The sequence below is a fragment of the Cohnella cellulosilytica genome (assembly GCF_042431195.1).
Classification (GTDB): Bacteria; Bacillota; Bacilli; order Paenibacillales; family Paenibacillaceae; genus Cohnella; species Cohnella cellulosilytica.
This window is the reverse complement of sequence record NZ_JBHMDN010000069.1, coordinates 108,275-121,662: the sequence shown is the minus strand read 5'-3', so window position 1 is coordinate 121,662 and position 13,388 is coordinate 108,275. Positions and strand designations below refer to the sequence as shown.

The window sequence follows — 13,388 nt, the reverse complement described above, 5'->3', positions numbered from 1 at the left end:
TATTATCACTATGCCGCCGCCATTTTTTCATCGTCATTCTCAATCCGCACGCCCCTGTTTCGATCCATCCCATCCCGTTTTCGAGCCGTCCCCGCGCCTCAACGAAGCTTGCGCTGGAACTGCGCCAGCTCCGCGAACCGCTCCGGCAGCGCGTCCCGGGTCCGCTCGTAGATGCCGAACAGCTCCCGATAGATCCCGTGACGCCGCGAGTCCGGCTGCATCCGCTGCGCGATTGGCGCCCATTCCTTGGCGCGGCTCAAGTCCGCCAGCTCGCCGAGCCCCTGCATCGCCGTCATCGCCGCGCCCAGCGCGGAAGCCTCCGTCACGCGCGGCACGCCGATCTCCTGCCCCAGCATATCGGCGAGCATCTGCAGCCAGAGCGGCGACCTCGCGAAGCCGCCCGAAGCGCGAACCTCGGAGGCCGGTCCGGCCAGCTCGCGCAGCGCCTCCGCCACGGACAGCACCGCGAACAGCACCCCTTCCAGCCCGGCGCGGACGAAATGCTCTCCCCGGTGCCCCAGATTGGCGCCGATATAAGTGCCGCGCACCTCCGCGTTGTAGATCGGAGCCCGCTCCCCCGACAGGAAGGGGAGGAACAGCAGGCCGTCCGCCCCGGGGCCGACCCGCGCCGCCTCCTCCAGCAGCTCCTCGGTCGTCTTGTTCCCGCCGAACAGGGAATTTTTCATCCACTGCAGCACGATGGCTCCGTTATTCGTCGCGCCCCCGATCACATAGGCGGAATCCGCCACGCTGTAGCAGAACGTCCGCATTCTCTCGTCCGTCAGCGGCTTGTCCGTCATCATCCGCACCGCGGCGCTCGTGCCGATCGTAACCGCCAGATCCCCGGCTCCGACCGCTCCGACGCCGATATTGGCCAGCGCGCCGTCGCTGGAGCCGAGGAAGAACGGCGTATCCGCCCGCAGCCCCATGTCCGCCGCCAGCGCTCCGTCCATCCCCTGCAGCCGATGCGTGACCGGCCTCAGCTCGGACAGCCTGCCGGCGTCCAGACCCGCCGCGCTTAACGCCCCTTCGTCCCAGGTCAGCGTATCCAGCCGCAGCAGCCCGGTCGCCGAAGCCAGGGAAGGGTCCACGACCCATTGCCCGAACAGGCGATGAACGACATACTCCTTAATGGATACGAACCTCCGGGCCGCCGCCCATACGTCCGGCCGGCTCTCCCGCAGCCACATCAGCTTCGGCAGCGGCGACATCGGATGAATCGGGGTTCCCGTGCGCCGGTAGATGCCAAGCCCGTCGAGCCGCTCCTTGAGCAGCCGCACCTGGGGCTCGCTGCGCCCGTCCGCCCAGGTGATGCTTCTCGTGAGCGGCCGCCCGGCCTCGTCGACCGCGATCACGGAATGCATCGCCGAGCTGAAGCCGGCCGCGGCGACGTCGTCCCCGCCCAGCCCGCTCTGCGCCAGCGCCCCGCGCACGCTTTCCGCCAACGCGCCGACAATCGCGTCCGGCTCCTGCTCCGCCCAGCCCGGCTGCTCCTGCAGCAGCGGATATTCCACCGCGAAGCTGCCGAGCTGTTTTCCGCCCTCTCCGAACACTACGCTTTTCGTGCTTGTCGTCCCGATATCGATGCCGATGATGGCTTTCCCGTTATGCATCCGTTCCTGCTCTCCCCGTGCTTTGACTTTGACTCCGTTAGTTATACCATACCATCCAAGAGAGCCAATATCCATTGCCCGACGGGAAAGAACAGCCATCCGTTCAACTCCGCGACCGATCCGGTCGGCCAACGGAGCAAGCCGGCGATATTCATGTAGGCGCACCAAGCGACCAGCACGATGTACAGGCCCCGGTCGATCTTCCTGCCTTCGCGCCGGAGAGCCCGCAGCCCGAGCGCCAGCAGCGCCGCGTACCCGACAAAGCACATGATCAGCTCTTCCATGCTCCCGCCTCTAATCCTTTTCCGTCAAAGTTTTGAACGACCGGTTGGTCAGCCCCATCCGCTTGATCGTGACATGAACCGAAGGCTCGATTTGAATCTTGGCCAGAAACGCCGGCCAGTCTTTCTTCATCCGCTTCCATTCCTTCGGATACTTCCGGTGGATCGCGTCCGCGAATCCGACGACGTCGATGTTCATCTTCCGGGCCGCCTGCCACGCGTTCTCGATCCTATCCGTAATCTCCCGCTCCAATTGGCCCTCTAGTTGACGAGCGACCGAAGGCTCGTTCAAATCCTTCGTGCAATCCGTCTCCATAAGCTGTCCCTCGCCCTGCACCTCGATTCTCATCGTGAAGCCGTCGCCGTCCTTCTTCGGCGTCAGCTGCGTCGCCGACTCGGCCAGCTTGAATGCCGAGTCGATCTTCGCCTTGTCCTTCTCGCAGGCGAAAGGGATCGTCGTCGTCTTGATCCTGTTGCGGATGAAAGCGGCCCCGAGCGCTTCCTCGCGGCTCATCCACCCCGCCATTCTGTCTCCGTTAAACACCGCCAATCGGCCCAGCCGCAGCTTGGAAGACAGCGAGGTTTTGCTCAAAGCGTCCGCCGAGCTTACCTCCTCCTTGCCCGAGATCAGAATTTCGGGCACGATCGCGCTCCTGGACGGGCTGACGATCGACAGCGCCAGATCGTAGATTCTGACGTTCGGCAGCGCGGAGAATTCTTCGGCTTCATTGCGCAGAGTTTCCTCGATGCCGTCGCCCGGAATGATCTGGAGCTGCATCAACTGCTCCAGGATTTTGCGCGCATTGCCCTTCGCGATAAGCACGCTTACCGTCTCCCGCGAATCGGGATTGCGGAAATAAACGTCCAGCAGCGGCGACAGCCCCTGCCGGGCGACGACATCGCTGATGACAACGACGCGGGTATGGGAGAAGAAGAGGTGGCGGGGGCTCTCCAGCGTGCTGCGCCCGACTGCCTCGCGAATCGTTTTCCCCTGGGTCGAGTAGACGATGATCGGCAGCTTCGACGCTCCGCCTCCCGTTACGCTCATCGTCTTCGAGATGGCGGACGGGATAACGACCTGATAGGAGATGCTCCACTTGCCGTCCTCCCAATCGATCGCCGTCGCCGAGGTGATCGCCAGCTCGTTCAGCTCCGTCCGATCCCAACAACCGGTCGCTCCGAAGCTCGCGATAAGCAGTATCGACAGCGAAGCGAACCGTTTGGCCGCCCTCACGGCGACTCCCCTGCCGAAGCGGCCGGGGGGCGCTTGATTTTCAAACCGAGCCATAGAAGGGCGGGCACGATCACGTTGCACGCAATCAAGAAGGCCGTCGATACGGATTTCTGATAATGAAGGAACGTCGCTTCATCCGACCAGGAAAACAGCGAGTGCAAGAAAATGAGCAGGCTGATCGTCCAGAGGAAAGGCTTCTCCGCCTTGATCCGAAGCGAATGCGTGAAGCAGTGGATCGTGCCGAATACGAAAATGCACAGCTTGACGTAGACAGTCGCGACCCAGACGCAGATGAAGACCAGATCCACCCGCTCCACGAAGCTCCCGTATTTAATGATTTCCGCCGCCCCGAACATGGGATACGCCATAATGCCCGGCAGCTCCGGACCGAATTGCAGCAGAACCACCAACACGACGGTCAATAGCAGGAAGGTCGCCAGGGAGACTCCCCCGATCGCAATGGCCGTCGAACGGCGAGGCTTGCTCAGGTAGGGGGCGAGAATGAACAGAAGCGAAGCTTCCGACAGCCAGCCTACGGACGGAAGCCCGCCCTCGATGAGGCGCGGAAGCGGAGCGTCTCCGATGGGGAACAGGAATTCCGACTGCATCTGATTGAGCTCCAAGCCGATCCCCAGGGCGAGGAACACGATCATCCCGGCGCAGACGAGGACGCTGACCCGCGCGATCACCTCGATGCCTCCCGACGCCGCGTAGACGGCAATCAGGATCGGTACGACCGACAGCACCGCCACGGGCGTTTTCTGCAGCAGCTCGTTGGACAGGAAATTGACGAGCTCCCGGATCGTGACCGAAGCGACGGACAGATAATACTGTGCCAGCAGAAGGCCCGCTGCGACGCTTATCGCCCGGCCAAGCCGGGAATCCAGCCAGGAGAAGAAGGAGACCCCCGGGTTCATTCGCGAGAGCGAGCCGTAGAGCAGCGCGAAGCCGACGCCCAGCGGCCACGCTGCGAGCACCGACAGCCAGGCATCCTGCCCGGACGCCCCGATAGATACAGTCGGAATGACGATGACGGCCGTCGGCGTAATGGCCATCGCGATCAAAACCGCCGCCTGTATGGAACCTATCTTCTCAGCATTGATCGGCATGGGGGATCTCCTAAAATTTCGATTTTCGGCCCGGAAGATTCGGCATCTGATCGTCGCCTTGACGGATAAGATTGCTTCCGTCCGCGATCGTCGGAGGACGCTTCTTCATGACCCAGTGGGGCATGCGAATGAACGTATCCTTCCAGTTGGTCCAGACGAAAGGCGTCAAAGGAGCCAAATAAGGGACGCCGAAGGAGCGCAGGCTCGCCAGATGAATGAGCAGCACCATCAAGCCAGACATGATTCCGAACAGGCCGAGCGTCCCGCCCAGAATCATCATGACGAACCGGATCAGCCGGGCCGCGATCGACATATTGATCGCCGGGATAACGAAGCTGGCGATCGCGGTGAACGACACGACGATGACGATCGCCGCGGAGATCAGTCCGGCCTGCACGGCGGATTGTCCGAGCACGAGCGCTCCGACGATCGAGATCGCGGGACCGATGACCTTCGGCATCCGCACCCCCGCCTCGCGCAGCACTTCGAACGTGATTTCCATCAGCAGCGCTTCGACGATCGCCGGGAACGGCACGCCTTCCCGCTGCGCCGCCAAGCTGATCAGCAGCGGAGTCGGCAGCATCTCCTGGTGGAACGTCGTAATCGCGATAAACATCGCGGGCAGCAGCATCGATACGAAAAAAGCGACGTAGCGGATCAACCTCAAAAAAGTGGCAATATCGTACCGTTGATAGAAGTCCTCGCTCGATTGGAAAAACCGGACGAACGTCACCGGCGCGAGCAGCGCGAACGGAGTGCCGTCTACGATAATCGCGATCTGCCCTTCCAGAATGCCCGCGGCGGTCGCGTCGGGCCGCTCCGTATTCTCGATCGTCGGGAACGGCGTAATCGGCACGTCCTGGATGAACTCCTCGACATACGCGCTCTCCAGAACGCTGTCGGTATCGATCCGGTCGATTCTCCGCCGGATCTCCTCCACGATCGAGGCCTTCGCGATGCCGTGAAGATACACCAACGCGATCTGCGTCTGCGTCAGTCTCCCCAGCGTCTTCCGCTCTACCCTTAATCGGGGCGATTTGATCCGCCTGCGAATTAAGGACAGATTCGTCTTGATCGACTCCGTGAAGCTCTCCTTGGGACCGCGGATGACCGTCTGCGAGCCGGGTTCCTCCACCGCCCGCCTGTCGCCTCCCGAAGTGTCGGCGGCCAGGGCCGTCGCGCTTCCTTGCAGGAACACGATCGTATGTCCTTCCAGGATGCAGGCAAGCGCTTCTTCCGGCGAGCGCAGTTCGTGCACGCGGCCGACCGCAAGCGCGCGATCCCTGATCTTCCGGTACCATTCCTCCGACGATTTCCCGGACGAACTCTCGCCGATCTCCGACATCAGCGGGTGAAGAAGCATCTGGTTCACCGTAGAGGAATCGACCAGATTATCGATATAAATAAAGGCCACGACGCTCGAATCCGCCCCGTCGACGCCGATCTTGCGAATCGTGAGATCGTCGCTCCCGCCCAGCTCCGTCACGATCGTTCTCAGGTTCTCGTCGACGTCCCCGGACAGACCTTCTCCGGTGTCCCGCGATGCGGCTGTGCCGCTGCGACCGTCTTGCTTGGCGGCCTTCCTCTGCTGCGAACTGCCTTGGCCTCTCTTCCTTCGGAAGAGGACGTTCCACAGCTTCATCGAAGTTCCTCCTCTGCACGAAAGTCGTTCAAGAGCGCGATCGGAAGGGACAGTTTTACCTTACTATTTCCAGCGGCATGGATAACCATTCCTCCGCCCCGTTTCCCCGAACATGCGAAAGAGGCCGCCCGGTCCTTCGACCGCGGCAGCCTCCTCCAGCGTTATTCACTTCCTGTGCATCTTAAACTCCAGGAACAGCTCGTTGTAATGCGACAGCATCCTTTTCCCCAGGTTCTCGTAGACCTCCAGCCTGTCGGTCAGCTCCGGCGACGGATAGAACCGCTCGTCCTGCGAGATTTCCTCCGGCAGCAGCTCCAGCGCCTTCGCGTTCGGCGTCGAATAGCCGACATACTCGGTATTGCGCGCGGCCACCTCGGGGTCCAGCATGAAATTGATGAACTGGTGCGCCCCCTCCAGATTGCGGGCCGACGTCGGAATGACCATATTGTCGAACCATACGTTCGACCCTTCCCGGGGAATGACATAGTCGAGATTCTCATTCTCTCCCATGATTTCCGCCGCGTCCCCGGACCAGACGACGCCGACCGCCGCCTCCTCCCCGGCCAGCAGCATCTTGATCTCGTCGCCGACGATCGCCTTCACGTTCGGCGTCAGCGTCCCCAGCTTGCGCTTGGCTTCCTGAAGATGCTCCTCGTTCGTGTCGTTGAGCGAATAGCCCAGGCTGTTCAGCCCGAAGCCGATGACCTCCCGCGCCCCGTCCACGAGCAGAATCCGGTTGCGCAGCTCCTCGTTCCACAGATCGTTCCAGCTCTCGAACGCCTGCCCGTCCAGCAGCGTCGGGTTGTAGATAATGCCGACCGTGCCCCAGAAATACGGAATCGAATATTCGTTCCCCGGGTCGAAGCTCAGGTCGAGGAAGCGCTCGTCGATATTGCCGAGATTCGGAACCTGCGAATGATCGATCGGCAGCAGCAGCCCTTCCTCCTTCATCTTGCTGATCGCGTACTCCGAAGGAATGGCCACGTCGAACGCCGTGCCGCCCTGTTCGATTTTCGTCATCATCGCCTCGTTGGAATCGAACGTCTGGTAGATGACCTTGATCCCCGTCTCCTGCTCGAACTCGGCGATCAGCTCCGGATCGATGTAATCGCCCCAGTTGAAAATCGTCATCGTATTCCCGCCCGAATACCCCTGCGACGAATTCAAATACGACGTCCAGTACATCAGGCCGAAAGCCGCGACGAACACGGCCAGGAACAATCTGACCAGCTGCTTCATGGCTGCACGACCCCCCAGTCCGGCTTGCGGCTGGCGCGCCGGGTCAGGAAATAGTAGCCCAGCACCAGCGTCACGGTAAACAGAAAGATCAGCGTCGACAGCGCGTTGATCGAAGGCGAGATGCCCTGCCTCGCGCGCGAGTAGATTTCCACCGACAGCGTCGTATAGCCGTTGCCCGTCACGAAGAACGTCACCGCGAAGTCGTCCAGCGAATACGTCAAGGCCATGAAGAAGCCCGCGAAGATTCCCGGACGGAGGAAGGGCAGCACGACCTTCGACAGCACGCCCCACCCGCTCGCTCCGAGGTCCTTGGCGGCGTCGATCAGCGTCGGGCTCATCTCCTGCAGCTTCGGCAGCACCATGAGCACGACGATCGGCACGCTGAACGCGATGTGCGACAGCAGCACCGACGCAAAGCCGAGCCGGATGCCGAGCATCGTGAAGAAGATCAGGAACGAAGCGCCGATGATGACGTCCGGGCTGACGATCAGCACGTTATTCATCGCCAGCAGCGAATTGCGCCGCCTGAGCTTCCGCACCCGCTGAATCGCGAGCGCGCCGACAACGCCGAGAATCGTCGAGATCGCGGACGACAGCAGGGCGATCACGACCGTATTCAGCACGATGATGAGCAGCCGCGTATCCTGGAACACTTCCTCGTACCATTCCAGCGTGAAGCCCTCGAATCCGTGCATCGTCCCCGCGCTGTTAAACGAGTAAACCATCAGGTAGAAGATCGGCGCGTACAGGACGACGAATACCGCGACGAGGTAGACGTTGGCGAGCTTTCCGTTTTTCATGGTCATCGGATTGGATTCCTCGCTCCCCTGCTGCCGGTCATCAGCATAATAATCGCCATTACGATAATGAGCAGCACGGCAATCGCCGAGCCCATGCCCCAATCCTGCGTCACGAGAAAATGCTGCTCGATCGCCGTGCCCAGCGTCACGACGCGGTTGCCCGCGATCAGCCGGGTGATCATGAACAGCGACAGCGCCGGAATGAACACCGCCTGACAGCCGGCCTTCACCCCTTCGAGAGTGAGCGGGAATACGACGCGGCGGAACGTCATCCACGACGAAGCTCCCAGGTCCCGGGCGGCGTACAGCAGCGACGGATTGATCTCCTCCAGCGCGTTATAGATCGGCAGAATCATGAACGGGATGAAAATATAGACCGACACGAACACGAAGCTGAAGTCGGTGAACAGAATTTGTCTCGTGCCGATGCCGACGGCCTCGAACACGGCGTTGACGAAGCCGTAGGTTCCGAACAGGCCGAGGAAGGCGTACGTTTTCAGCAGCAGGTTGATCCAGCTCGGCACGATAATCAGCAGCAGCCACAGCTGCTTATGCTTCGTCCGCGTCAGCCAATAGGCCGTCGGATACGCGACCAGCAGCGAGAACGCCGTAATCAGCAGCGCGTACCAGAACGAATTAAACGTCATCCGCAAATAGACCGGCGTCAGAAACTTCTCGAAGTTGCCCCACGTAAAATGACCCTCGACGTCGAAGAACGAATTGTAGACGATCAGCACGATCGGGGTCGCGACGAACAGCAGCATCCACGCCGCGTACGGAATGAGATAGAGATTCCGCGTTCTCGTCATCGGCCGTCACCCGCGGAGCCCGCCTGCGCGTGCCCGGAATACGATTCGAGCCGTCTGTCGAACTCCTCCTCCGTCTCCCCGAAGCGCATGACGTGGATCGCCTCCGGGTCGAAATGCAGTCCGATGCTGCTGCCGACCACGGCCTTCTTCGTCGAATGGACAAGCCACTCGTTGCCCGCCTTGTCGTAGCCGCTGATCTCGTAGTGAACGCCGCGGAACAGCTGGCTGTCGACCTTGATCTCCAGATTGCCCTGCTCCGGCGCGGTAATCTCCAGATCCTCGGGGCGGATCATAATCTCCACCGGCTCGTTCGGGGAGAAACCCTGGTCCACGCATTCGAACCGCTTCCCGGCGAACTCCGCCCGGAAGTCGGCGATCATGCGTCCCGGCACGATATTCGATTCGCCGATGAAGTCGGCCACGAACCGGTTGATCGGCTCGTCGTAGATGTCCGTCGGCGTTCCGCTCTGCTGGATCTCCCCTTCGTTCAGGACGAAAATCTCGTCCGACATCGCCAGCGCCTCCTCCTGATCGTGCGTGACGAACACGAACGTAATGCCGAGCCGCCGCTGCAGCTCCCGCAGCTCGTACTGCATCTCCGTGCGCAGCTTCAGATCGAGCGCCGACAGCGGCTCGTCCAGCAGCAGAATCTCCGGCTCGTTCACGATCGCCCGCGCGATCGCCACCCGCTGCCTCTGCCCGCCGGACATCTCCGTAATTTCGCGGTCCTCGTAGCCTTCCAGATTGACGAAGCGCAGCGCTTCCTTCACCTTCTCGGAGATGGCGGCGTTCTTCAGCTTCTTGATGCGAAGGCCGAAGGCGACGTTCTCGAACACGTTCAGATGCGGGAACAGCGCGTAATCCTGGAACACCGTGTTCACCTGCCGCTTGTCCGCCGGGACGTCGTTGAGCACCTTGCCGTTAAAGTAGATATTCCCTTCCGTCGGCCGGATGAAACCCGCGATCAGCCGCAAAATCGTCGTTTTGCCGCAGCCCGAGGGTCCGAGCAGCGTGTAGAATTTGCCTCTTTCGATCTCGAAGCTTACCCCGTTCAGCACCGTGCTCCGGTCGTACTTCTGCGTCACGCCCTCGAATCGAATGATCGTGTTGTCCGCCATCTCCGGTTATCGTCCTCTTTTCCGGGCACTCGTCCCTCGTCTTTTGACTTCATTATACAAAATTAGACTTGCGTCACCAACGATTTTACAAAAGACGCGATCATCATTTTCCCCTTTACTTTAAGTGAATAATCATTTATTATAGGCCCATGAGGAAAAAGGATGACAACAAAATCGACGCCCTGTACGAAGCCACCATCGCGCTGGTTAACGAGATCGGCATCGCCGCGACGACCGTCGCCAAGATCGCCAAGAAGGCGAACGTGTCCGCGGCCACGCTGTACATTTATTTCGAGAACAAGGAGGATATGCTGAGCAAATCCTACGTTCGCAGCAAGCTGGAGCTGAGCGAGTTCCTGTTCTCGGATGTGGATTCCGCCGCCCCGATTCGCGAGCGTTTCGACTACCTGCTGAGAAGATTCGTGGCGTTCATTCAGCAGCATAAGGAACAGTTCCTCTTCATGGAGCAGATCTCCAATTCCCCCCTGCTGGAGAAATGGTGTCTGGAGGAGGCCCAGGCTCTGAACGAGCCGCTCAGCGAGTTGTTCGGCGAAGGACAGCGGCAAGGACTTTTCAAGGACGCGGATTATCATCTGCTCGTTCTCTACTCGGTCGTCCCGGTCGTACAGTGGGTGAAGGAGCATCTGAAGCTGCAGCCGTCGATCGACGAACGGATGTTGGATAAGGTCATTCGGATGAGCTGGGAAGCCGTCCGGGCTTGACCTTCTCTTTTTCCCTCAATATAAATAAATATTCATTTATTAAAATGGAGGCTGGAACATGGAAAACGGCATGCGGCAAGGGGATTTATGTTTGGTGACGGGCGTTAGCGGGTATTTGGCTTCCTGGATCGGGCATCATTTGATCGAGCAGGGCTATCGTGTAAGGGGAACCGTTCGCAATACGCAAAACCGGGAACAGCAGGAGAAGCTGCGCACGCTGCTGCCCGGTGCCGAATTCGTCGAGGCCGATCTTCGCCGGGAATCCGGCTGGGCGGAAGCCGTCCGGGGAGTGAAATGGGTATTCCATGTAGCCAGCCCCCAAGCCGTCGCCTCGGAGAAGGACCGGACCGGCGGCGCGGTTCGGGGAACGGAATATTTGCTGCGGGCCGCGTTCGGCGAGCCTTCGGTGGAGAAAGTCGTCCTGACCAGCTCGGAGGCGGCCATCGCTTACGGATACCCGCGGTCCAAGCAGCGCTTTACGGAGGACGACTGGACCGTGGTGGACGGCCCCGCCGGCCGCAACGATTACTTCCGCAGCAAGACGATGGCCGAGAAGCTCGCCTGGGACCTCGCGGCGGATGCGAAGGCCAATTCGCGGCGGGTGCCCCTGGCGGTCGTCAACCCCGGCTTTATCGCCGGCCCGTCGCTTGTGCCCTGGGGCCGCTTCAGTCTCGAGATGCTCAAGAACATCACCTTGGGCAAAATGCCCGCCTTCCCCGACATGGTCAATCATATGGTCGACGTACGGGACTGCGCCCTGATGCACATCGCGGTCATGCAAAATCCGCAGACGAACGGCCGGCGTCATTTTTCCTTCGGCATCACCTCCAAAATGGCGAACATGGCCAAGTCGATACGAAGCCAATACGGCCATCTCGGCTACAAACCGCGTTCCTTCGTCATCCCTACTTCCGTGTTCTGGGCGCTGAAATGGTTCTCCTCCGACGTCGCCTCCCTGTACGGCAAACTCGGGCACGCCAACGAATACGTCGCCAAGCATCCGGGCGTCTACCGCTACCGGTACACCGATCTCGACCGGCTCATGAAGGATTCCGTGGACAGCATGCTTGAGCATGGTTGGCTCTAAGCGGCCGGGAACCGGATCGCCGCTCCCCGGCGCCTGTTCCGACATAGAAGAAAGCCGCAGGAGGAACCTCCTCCGTACGGCTTTCTTCTATTATATAGGTTGCTCGTTTACCGTCCCGCCGCCCAGGCGTCCAGCTGCTTCTGCTTCTCGGCGATCACCTTGTCGATGCCGGCCGATTTCAGTGAGGCGTTAAACTTCGGCAGATGCTCGGTCGGATCGATCGTGCCCGTCTCCAGCGCCATCGCGTACTGCTGCACGACGTTCTGGATCGCGGCCAGCTCCGTCTTGACCGGCTCCGGATTGTACATGAAGCCGAGCGCCTGCGACTTCTCCGCTTCGCGGTTGAACTTGTCCATCTGCGTCCAGATATCCGGGCTGTCCGTCTCCCACGGATAGGCCAGCAGCTGGTTGCCGAACATCCAGCCCTGCCGCAGATTATAGCCGCTGCTCGACGCGTCCACGCCGTCCGGGAAACCGATCGTGCCGTTGTCGTTCACCTTGTAATGCTTGCCCTCGATGCCCCAATGCAGCAGATTGATAATTTCCTTGTCCGAATAGAGCAGGTTCAGGAACATCATCGCCCGCTCGGGGTCCTTGGAATTTTTGGCGATGGCCAGCATCGCGTTCGTGATCGTCAGCGTATTCATCTTCGCGGGCGCCAGCTGCACCTCGACCAGGTCCTTGCCGGTCCAGTTGCCCGTCTGCGTCGTAATGCCCGGCTTGCCTTTGTTCGGCGTGGAGAAGCCGATGTTCGCCTTGATATAGTCCCGGCCCGTCTGCGACGTCGTCGCGATATCCTTCGGAATATAGCCGGCTTCGTAAAACTCGCGCAGCGTCGTGACGAAATCGGCATACTCCGGACTTTCGTACAGGTTTACCACCTGCAGATCGTTCGTATCCGTCAGCACGCCGACCATGTCGCCGAGAGGATCGATCGTCGTCTGCAGCAGCGGATAAGCGATGGAGCCGCCTCCGGCCGCCTTGCCGATCAGGCTCAGCTCCGGCTGCTTGCTCTTGACCGTCTCGAAGACGGGACCCATATCCTTCAAGGAATGAATTGCGCCGGTGTCGATGCCGTACTGCTCCACCAGATCCGTCCGCATCAGCATCGTCGGATAGGCGGCAAAATCGCGAATGCTCGGCACACCGTAGGTGACGCCTTCAATCTTGGATGCCGCGAGCACGTCCGGATCGAATGCCGCGATAATGTCCTGCCCGTAGGCTTGCAGCAAGTCGTCCAGCGGAACGAGCTTCTTCTGCGCCACCTCGGAGATATACTGATCCTCCCCGGTGAACACCAGGTCGACCTGCTCGTTGCCGGAGAACATCAGCACCTTCTGCTGCGTCCAGGCAGCCGACTCGATTCTCCTCAGCTTCACCGTCGCGTTGATCTTGTCCTTCGTCAGCTTGCTGATCTCCTCTTCCACCAGGCCGAGATCCTTCTGATCCGGTCCCCAGAAGGCGATCGTAATTTCGTAAGGCTTAAGCTCGCTCCCGCCGGACGAAGCGCCGGCTCCTCCCGAAGCCGCCGGCGCGCTCTCCTTGCTTCCTCCCCCGGACGAACCCGAGCACCCGCTTAACACCATGCCTGCAACCAGCAGCATCGACAGCCCGGCTTGAATTTTGCTTCTCCACATAGTCAATGAGACCTCCCCAAGTCTTCATTCCGAATGAATGGACCTCCTGTGAATCCGAAGCTTGCTTGTCGCGGAGGAAGCGAACGCCGCGCTGCAG

12 protein-coding genes are annotated in these 13,388 nt (G+C 60.5%); 2 read left to right on the top strand and 10 right to left on the bottom strand.

Features of this window, described 5'->3' with window-relative positions; all coding sequences use genetic code 11:
* Positions 1-98 precede the first annotated feature (98 nt).
* The 9 genes from ACFFT4_RS30810 to ACFFT4_RS30770 form a co-directional block, all read right to left on the bottom strand.
* Positions 99-1,613, bottom strand: a complete 1,515-nt coding sequence (locus ACFFT4_RS30810) for a gluconokinase (RefSeq protein ID WP_378052962.1) — start codon at positions 1,611-1,613, stop codon at positions 99-101.
* Positions 1,614-1,654: 41 nt separating this feature from the next.
* A complete protein-coding gene (locus ACFFT4_RS30805) occupies positions 1,655-1,897 on the bottom strand; it encodes a hypothetical protein (RefSeq protein WP_378052961.1) in 243 nt (80 codons plus the stop codon).
* A gap of 10 nt (positions 1,898-1,907) precedes the next feature.
* Complete coding sequence (locus ACFFT4_RS30800; RefSeq protein ID WP_378052960.1) at positions 1,908-3,128, bottom strand: Ger(x)C family spore germination protein; 1,221 nt, start codon at positions 3,126-3,128, stop codon at positions 1,908-1,910.
* The gene (locus ACFFT4_RS30795) at positions 3,125-4,237 is read right to left on the bottom strand and encodes a GerAB/ArcD/ProY family transporter (RefSeq protein WP_378052959.1); all 1,113 of its coding nucleotides are present in this window, start codon (positions 4,235-4,237) and stop codon (positions 3,125-3,127) included. Before ACFFT4_RS30795 ends, ACFFT4_RS30800 begins: the two co-directional genes overlap by 4 nt.
* 10 nt (positions 4,238-4,247) lie before the next feature.
* Entirely contained in the window at positions 4,248-5,879 is a 1,632-nt protein-coding gene (locus ACFFT4_RS30790; RefSeq protein WP_378052958.1) for a spore germination protein, read from the bottom strand.
* Positions 5,880-6,044: 165 nt separating this feature from the next.
* Positions 6,045-7,118 (bottom strand): ABC transporter substrate-binding protein, encoded by a 1,074-nt coding sequence (locus ACFFT4_RS30785; protein ID WP_378052957.1) that lies wholly within the window; start codon positions 7,116-7,118, stop codon positions 6,045-6,047.
* A complete protein-coding gene (locus ACFFT4_RS30780) occupies positions 7,115-7,918 on the bottom strand; it encodes an ABC transporter permease (RefSeq protein WP_378053065.1) in 804 nt (267 codons plus the stop codon). Before ACFFT4_RS30780 ends, ACFFT4_RS30785 begins: the two co-directional genes overlap by 4 nt.
* Positions 7,919-7,920: 2 nt before the next feature.
* Positions 7,921-8,727, bottom strand: coding sequence for an ABC transporter permease (locus ACFFT4_RS30775; RefSeq protein WP_378052956.1), 807 nt, complete (start codon positions 8,725-8,727; stop codon positions 7,921-7,923).
* Positions 8,724-9,845 carry an ABC transporter ATP-binding protein gene (locus tag ACFFT4_RS30770; protein ID WP_378052955.1) on the bottom strand — a complete coding sequence of 374 codons (1,122 nt, stop codon included), beginning with the start codon at positions 9,843-9,845 and terminating at the stop codon, positions 8,724-8,726. Before ACFFT4_RS30770 ends, ACFFT4_RS30775 begins: the two co-directional genes overlap by 4 nt.
* Before the next feature lie 149 nt (positions 9,846-9,994).
* Between ACFFT4_RS30770 and ACFFT4_RS30765 the strand changes: the two genes are divergently transcribed.
* Together ACFFT4_RS30765 and ACFFT4_RS30760 are read left to right on the top strand one after the other, a co-directional pair.
* Entirely contained in the window at positions 9,995-10,567 is a 573-nt protein-coding gene (locus ACFFT4_RS30765) for a TetR/AcrR family transcriptional regulator (RefSeq protein ID WP_378052954.1), read from the top strand.
* A gap of 58 nt (positions 10,568-10,625) precedes the next feature.
* Positions 10,626-11,654 (top strand): NAD-dependent epimerase/dehydratase family protein, encoded by a 1,029-nt coding sequence (locus ACFFT4_RS30760; protein ID WP_378052953.1) that lies wholly within the window; start codon positions 10,626-10,628, stop codon positions 11,652-11,654.
* Between the two features lie 107 nt (positions 11,655-11,761).
* Here ACFFT4_RS30760 and ACFFT4_RS30755 read toward each other — a convergent pair whose 3' ends face one another.
* Positions 11,762-13,291, bottom strand: coding sequence for an ABC transporter substrate-binding protein (locus tag ACFFT4_RS30755; RefSeq protein WP_378052952.1), 1,530 nt, complete (start codon positions 13,289-13,291; stop codon positions 11,762-11,764).
* Positions 13,292-13,388 lie beyond the last annotated feature (97 nt).

What these genes read in the sequence shown, in the direction of transcription:
- ACFFT4_RS30755 (WP_378052952.1), bottom strand. Translation starts at nt 13,291, where the DNA reads ATGTGGAGAAGCAAAATTCAAGCCGGGCTGTCGATGCTGCTGGTTGCA.
- ACFFT4_RS30775 (WP_378052956.1), bottom strand. Translation starts at nt 8,727, where the DNA reads ATGACGAGAACGCGGAATCTCTATCTCATTCCGTACGCGGCGTGGATG.
- ACFFT4_RS30765 (WP_378052954.1), top strand. Translation starts at nt 9,995, where the DNA reads ATGAGGAAAAAGGATGACAACAAAATCGACGCCCTGTACGAAGCCACC.
- ACFFT4_RS30760 (WP_378052953.1), top strand. Translation starts at nt 10,626, where the DNA reads ATGGAAAACGGCATGCGGCAAGGGGATTTATGTTTGGTGACGGGCGTT.
- ACFFT4_RS30790 (WP_378052958.1), bottom strand. Translation starts at nt 5,879, where the DNA reads ATGAAGCTGTGGAACGTCCTCTTCCGAAGGAAGAGAGGCCAAGGCAGT.
- ACFFT4_RS30805 (WP_378052961.1), bottom strand. Translation starts at nt 1,897, where the DNA reads ATGGAAGAGCTGATCATGTGCTTTGTCGGGTACGCGGCGCTGCTGGCG.
- ACFFT4_RS30780 (WP_378053065.1), bottom strand. Translation starts at nt 7,918, where the DNA reads ATGAAAAACGGAAAGCTCGCCAACGTCTACCTCGTCGCGGTATTCGTC.
- ACFFT4_RS30795 (WP_378052959.1), bottom strand. Translation starts at nt 4,237, where the DNA reads ATGCCGATCAATGCTGAGAAGATAGGTTCCATACAGGCGGCGGTTTTG.
- ACFFT4_RS30770 (WP_378052955.1), bottom strand. Translation starts at nt 9,845, where the DNA reads ATGGCGGACAACACGATCATTCGATTCGAGGGCGTGACGCAGAAGTAC.
- ACFFT4_RS30810 (WP_378052962.1), bottom strand. Translation starts at nt 1,613, where the DNA reads ATGCATAACGGGAAAGCCATCATCGGCATCGATATCGGGACGACAAGC.
- ACFFT4_RS30785 (WP_378052957.1), bottom strand. Translation starts at nt 7,118, where the DNA reads ATGAAGCAGCTGGTCAGATTGTTCCTGGCCGTGTTCGTCGCGGCTTTC.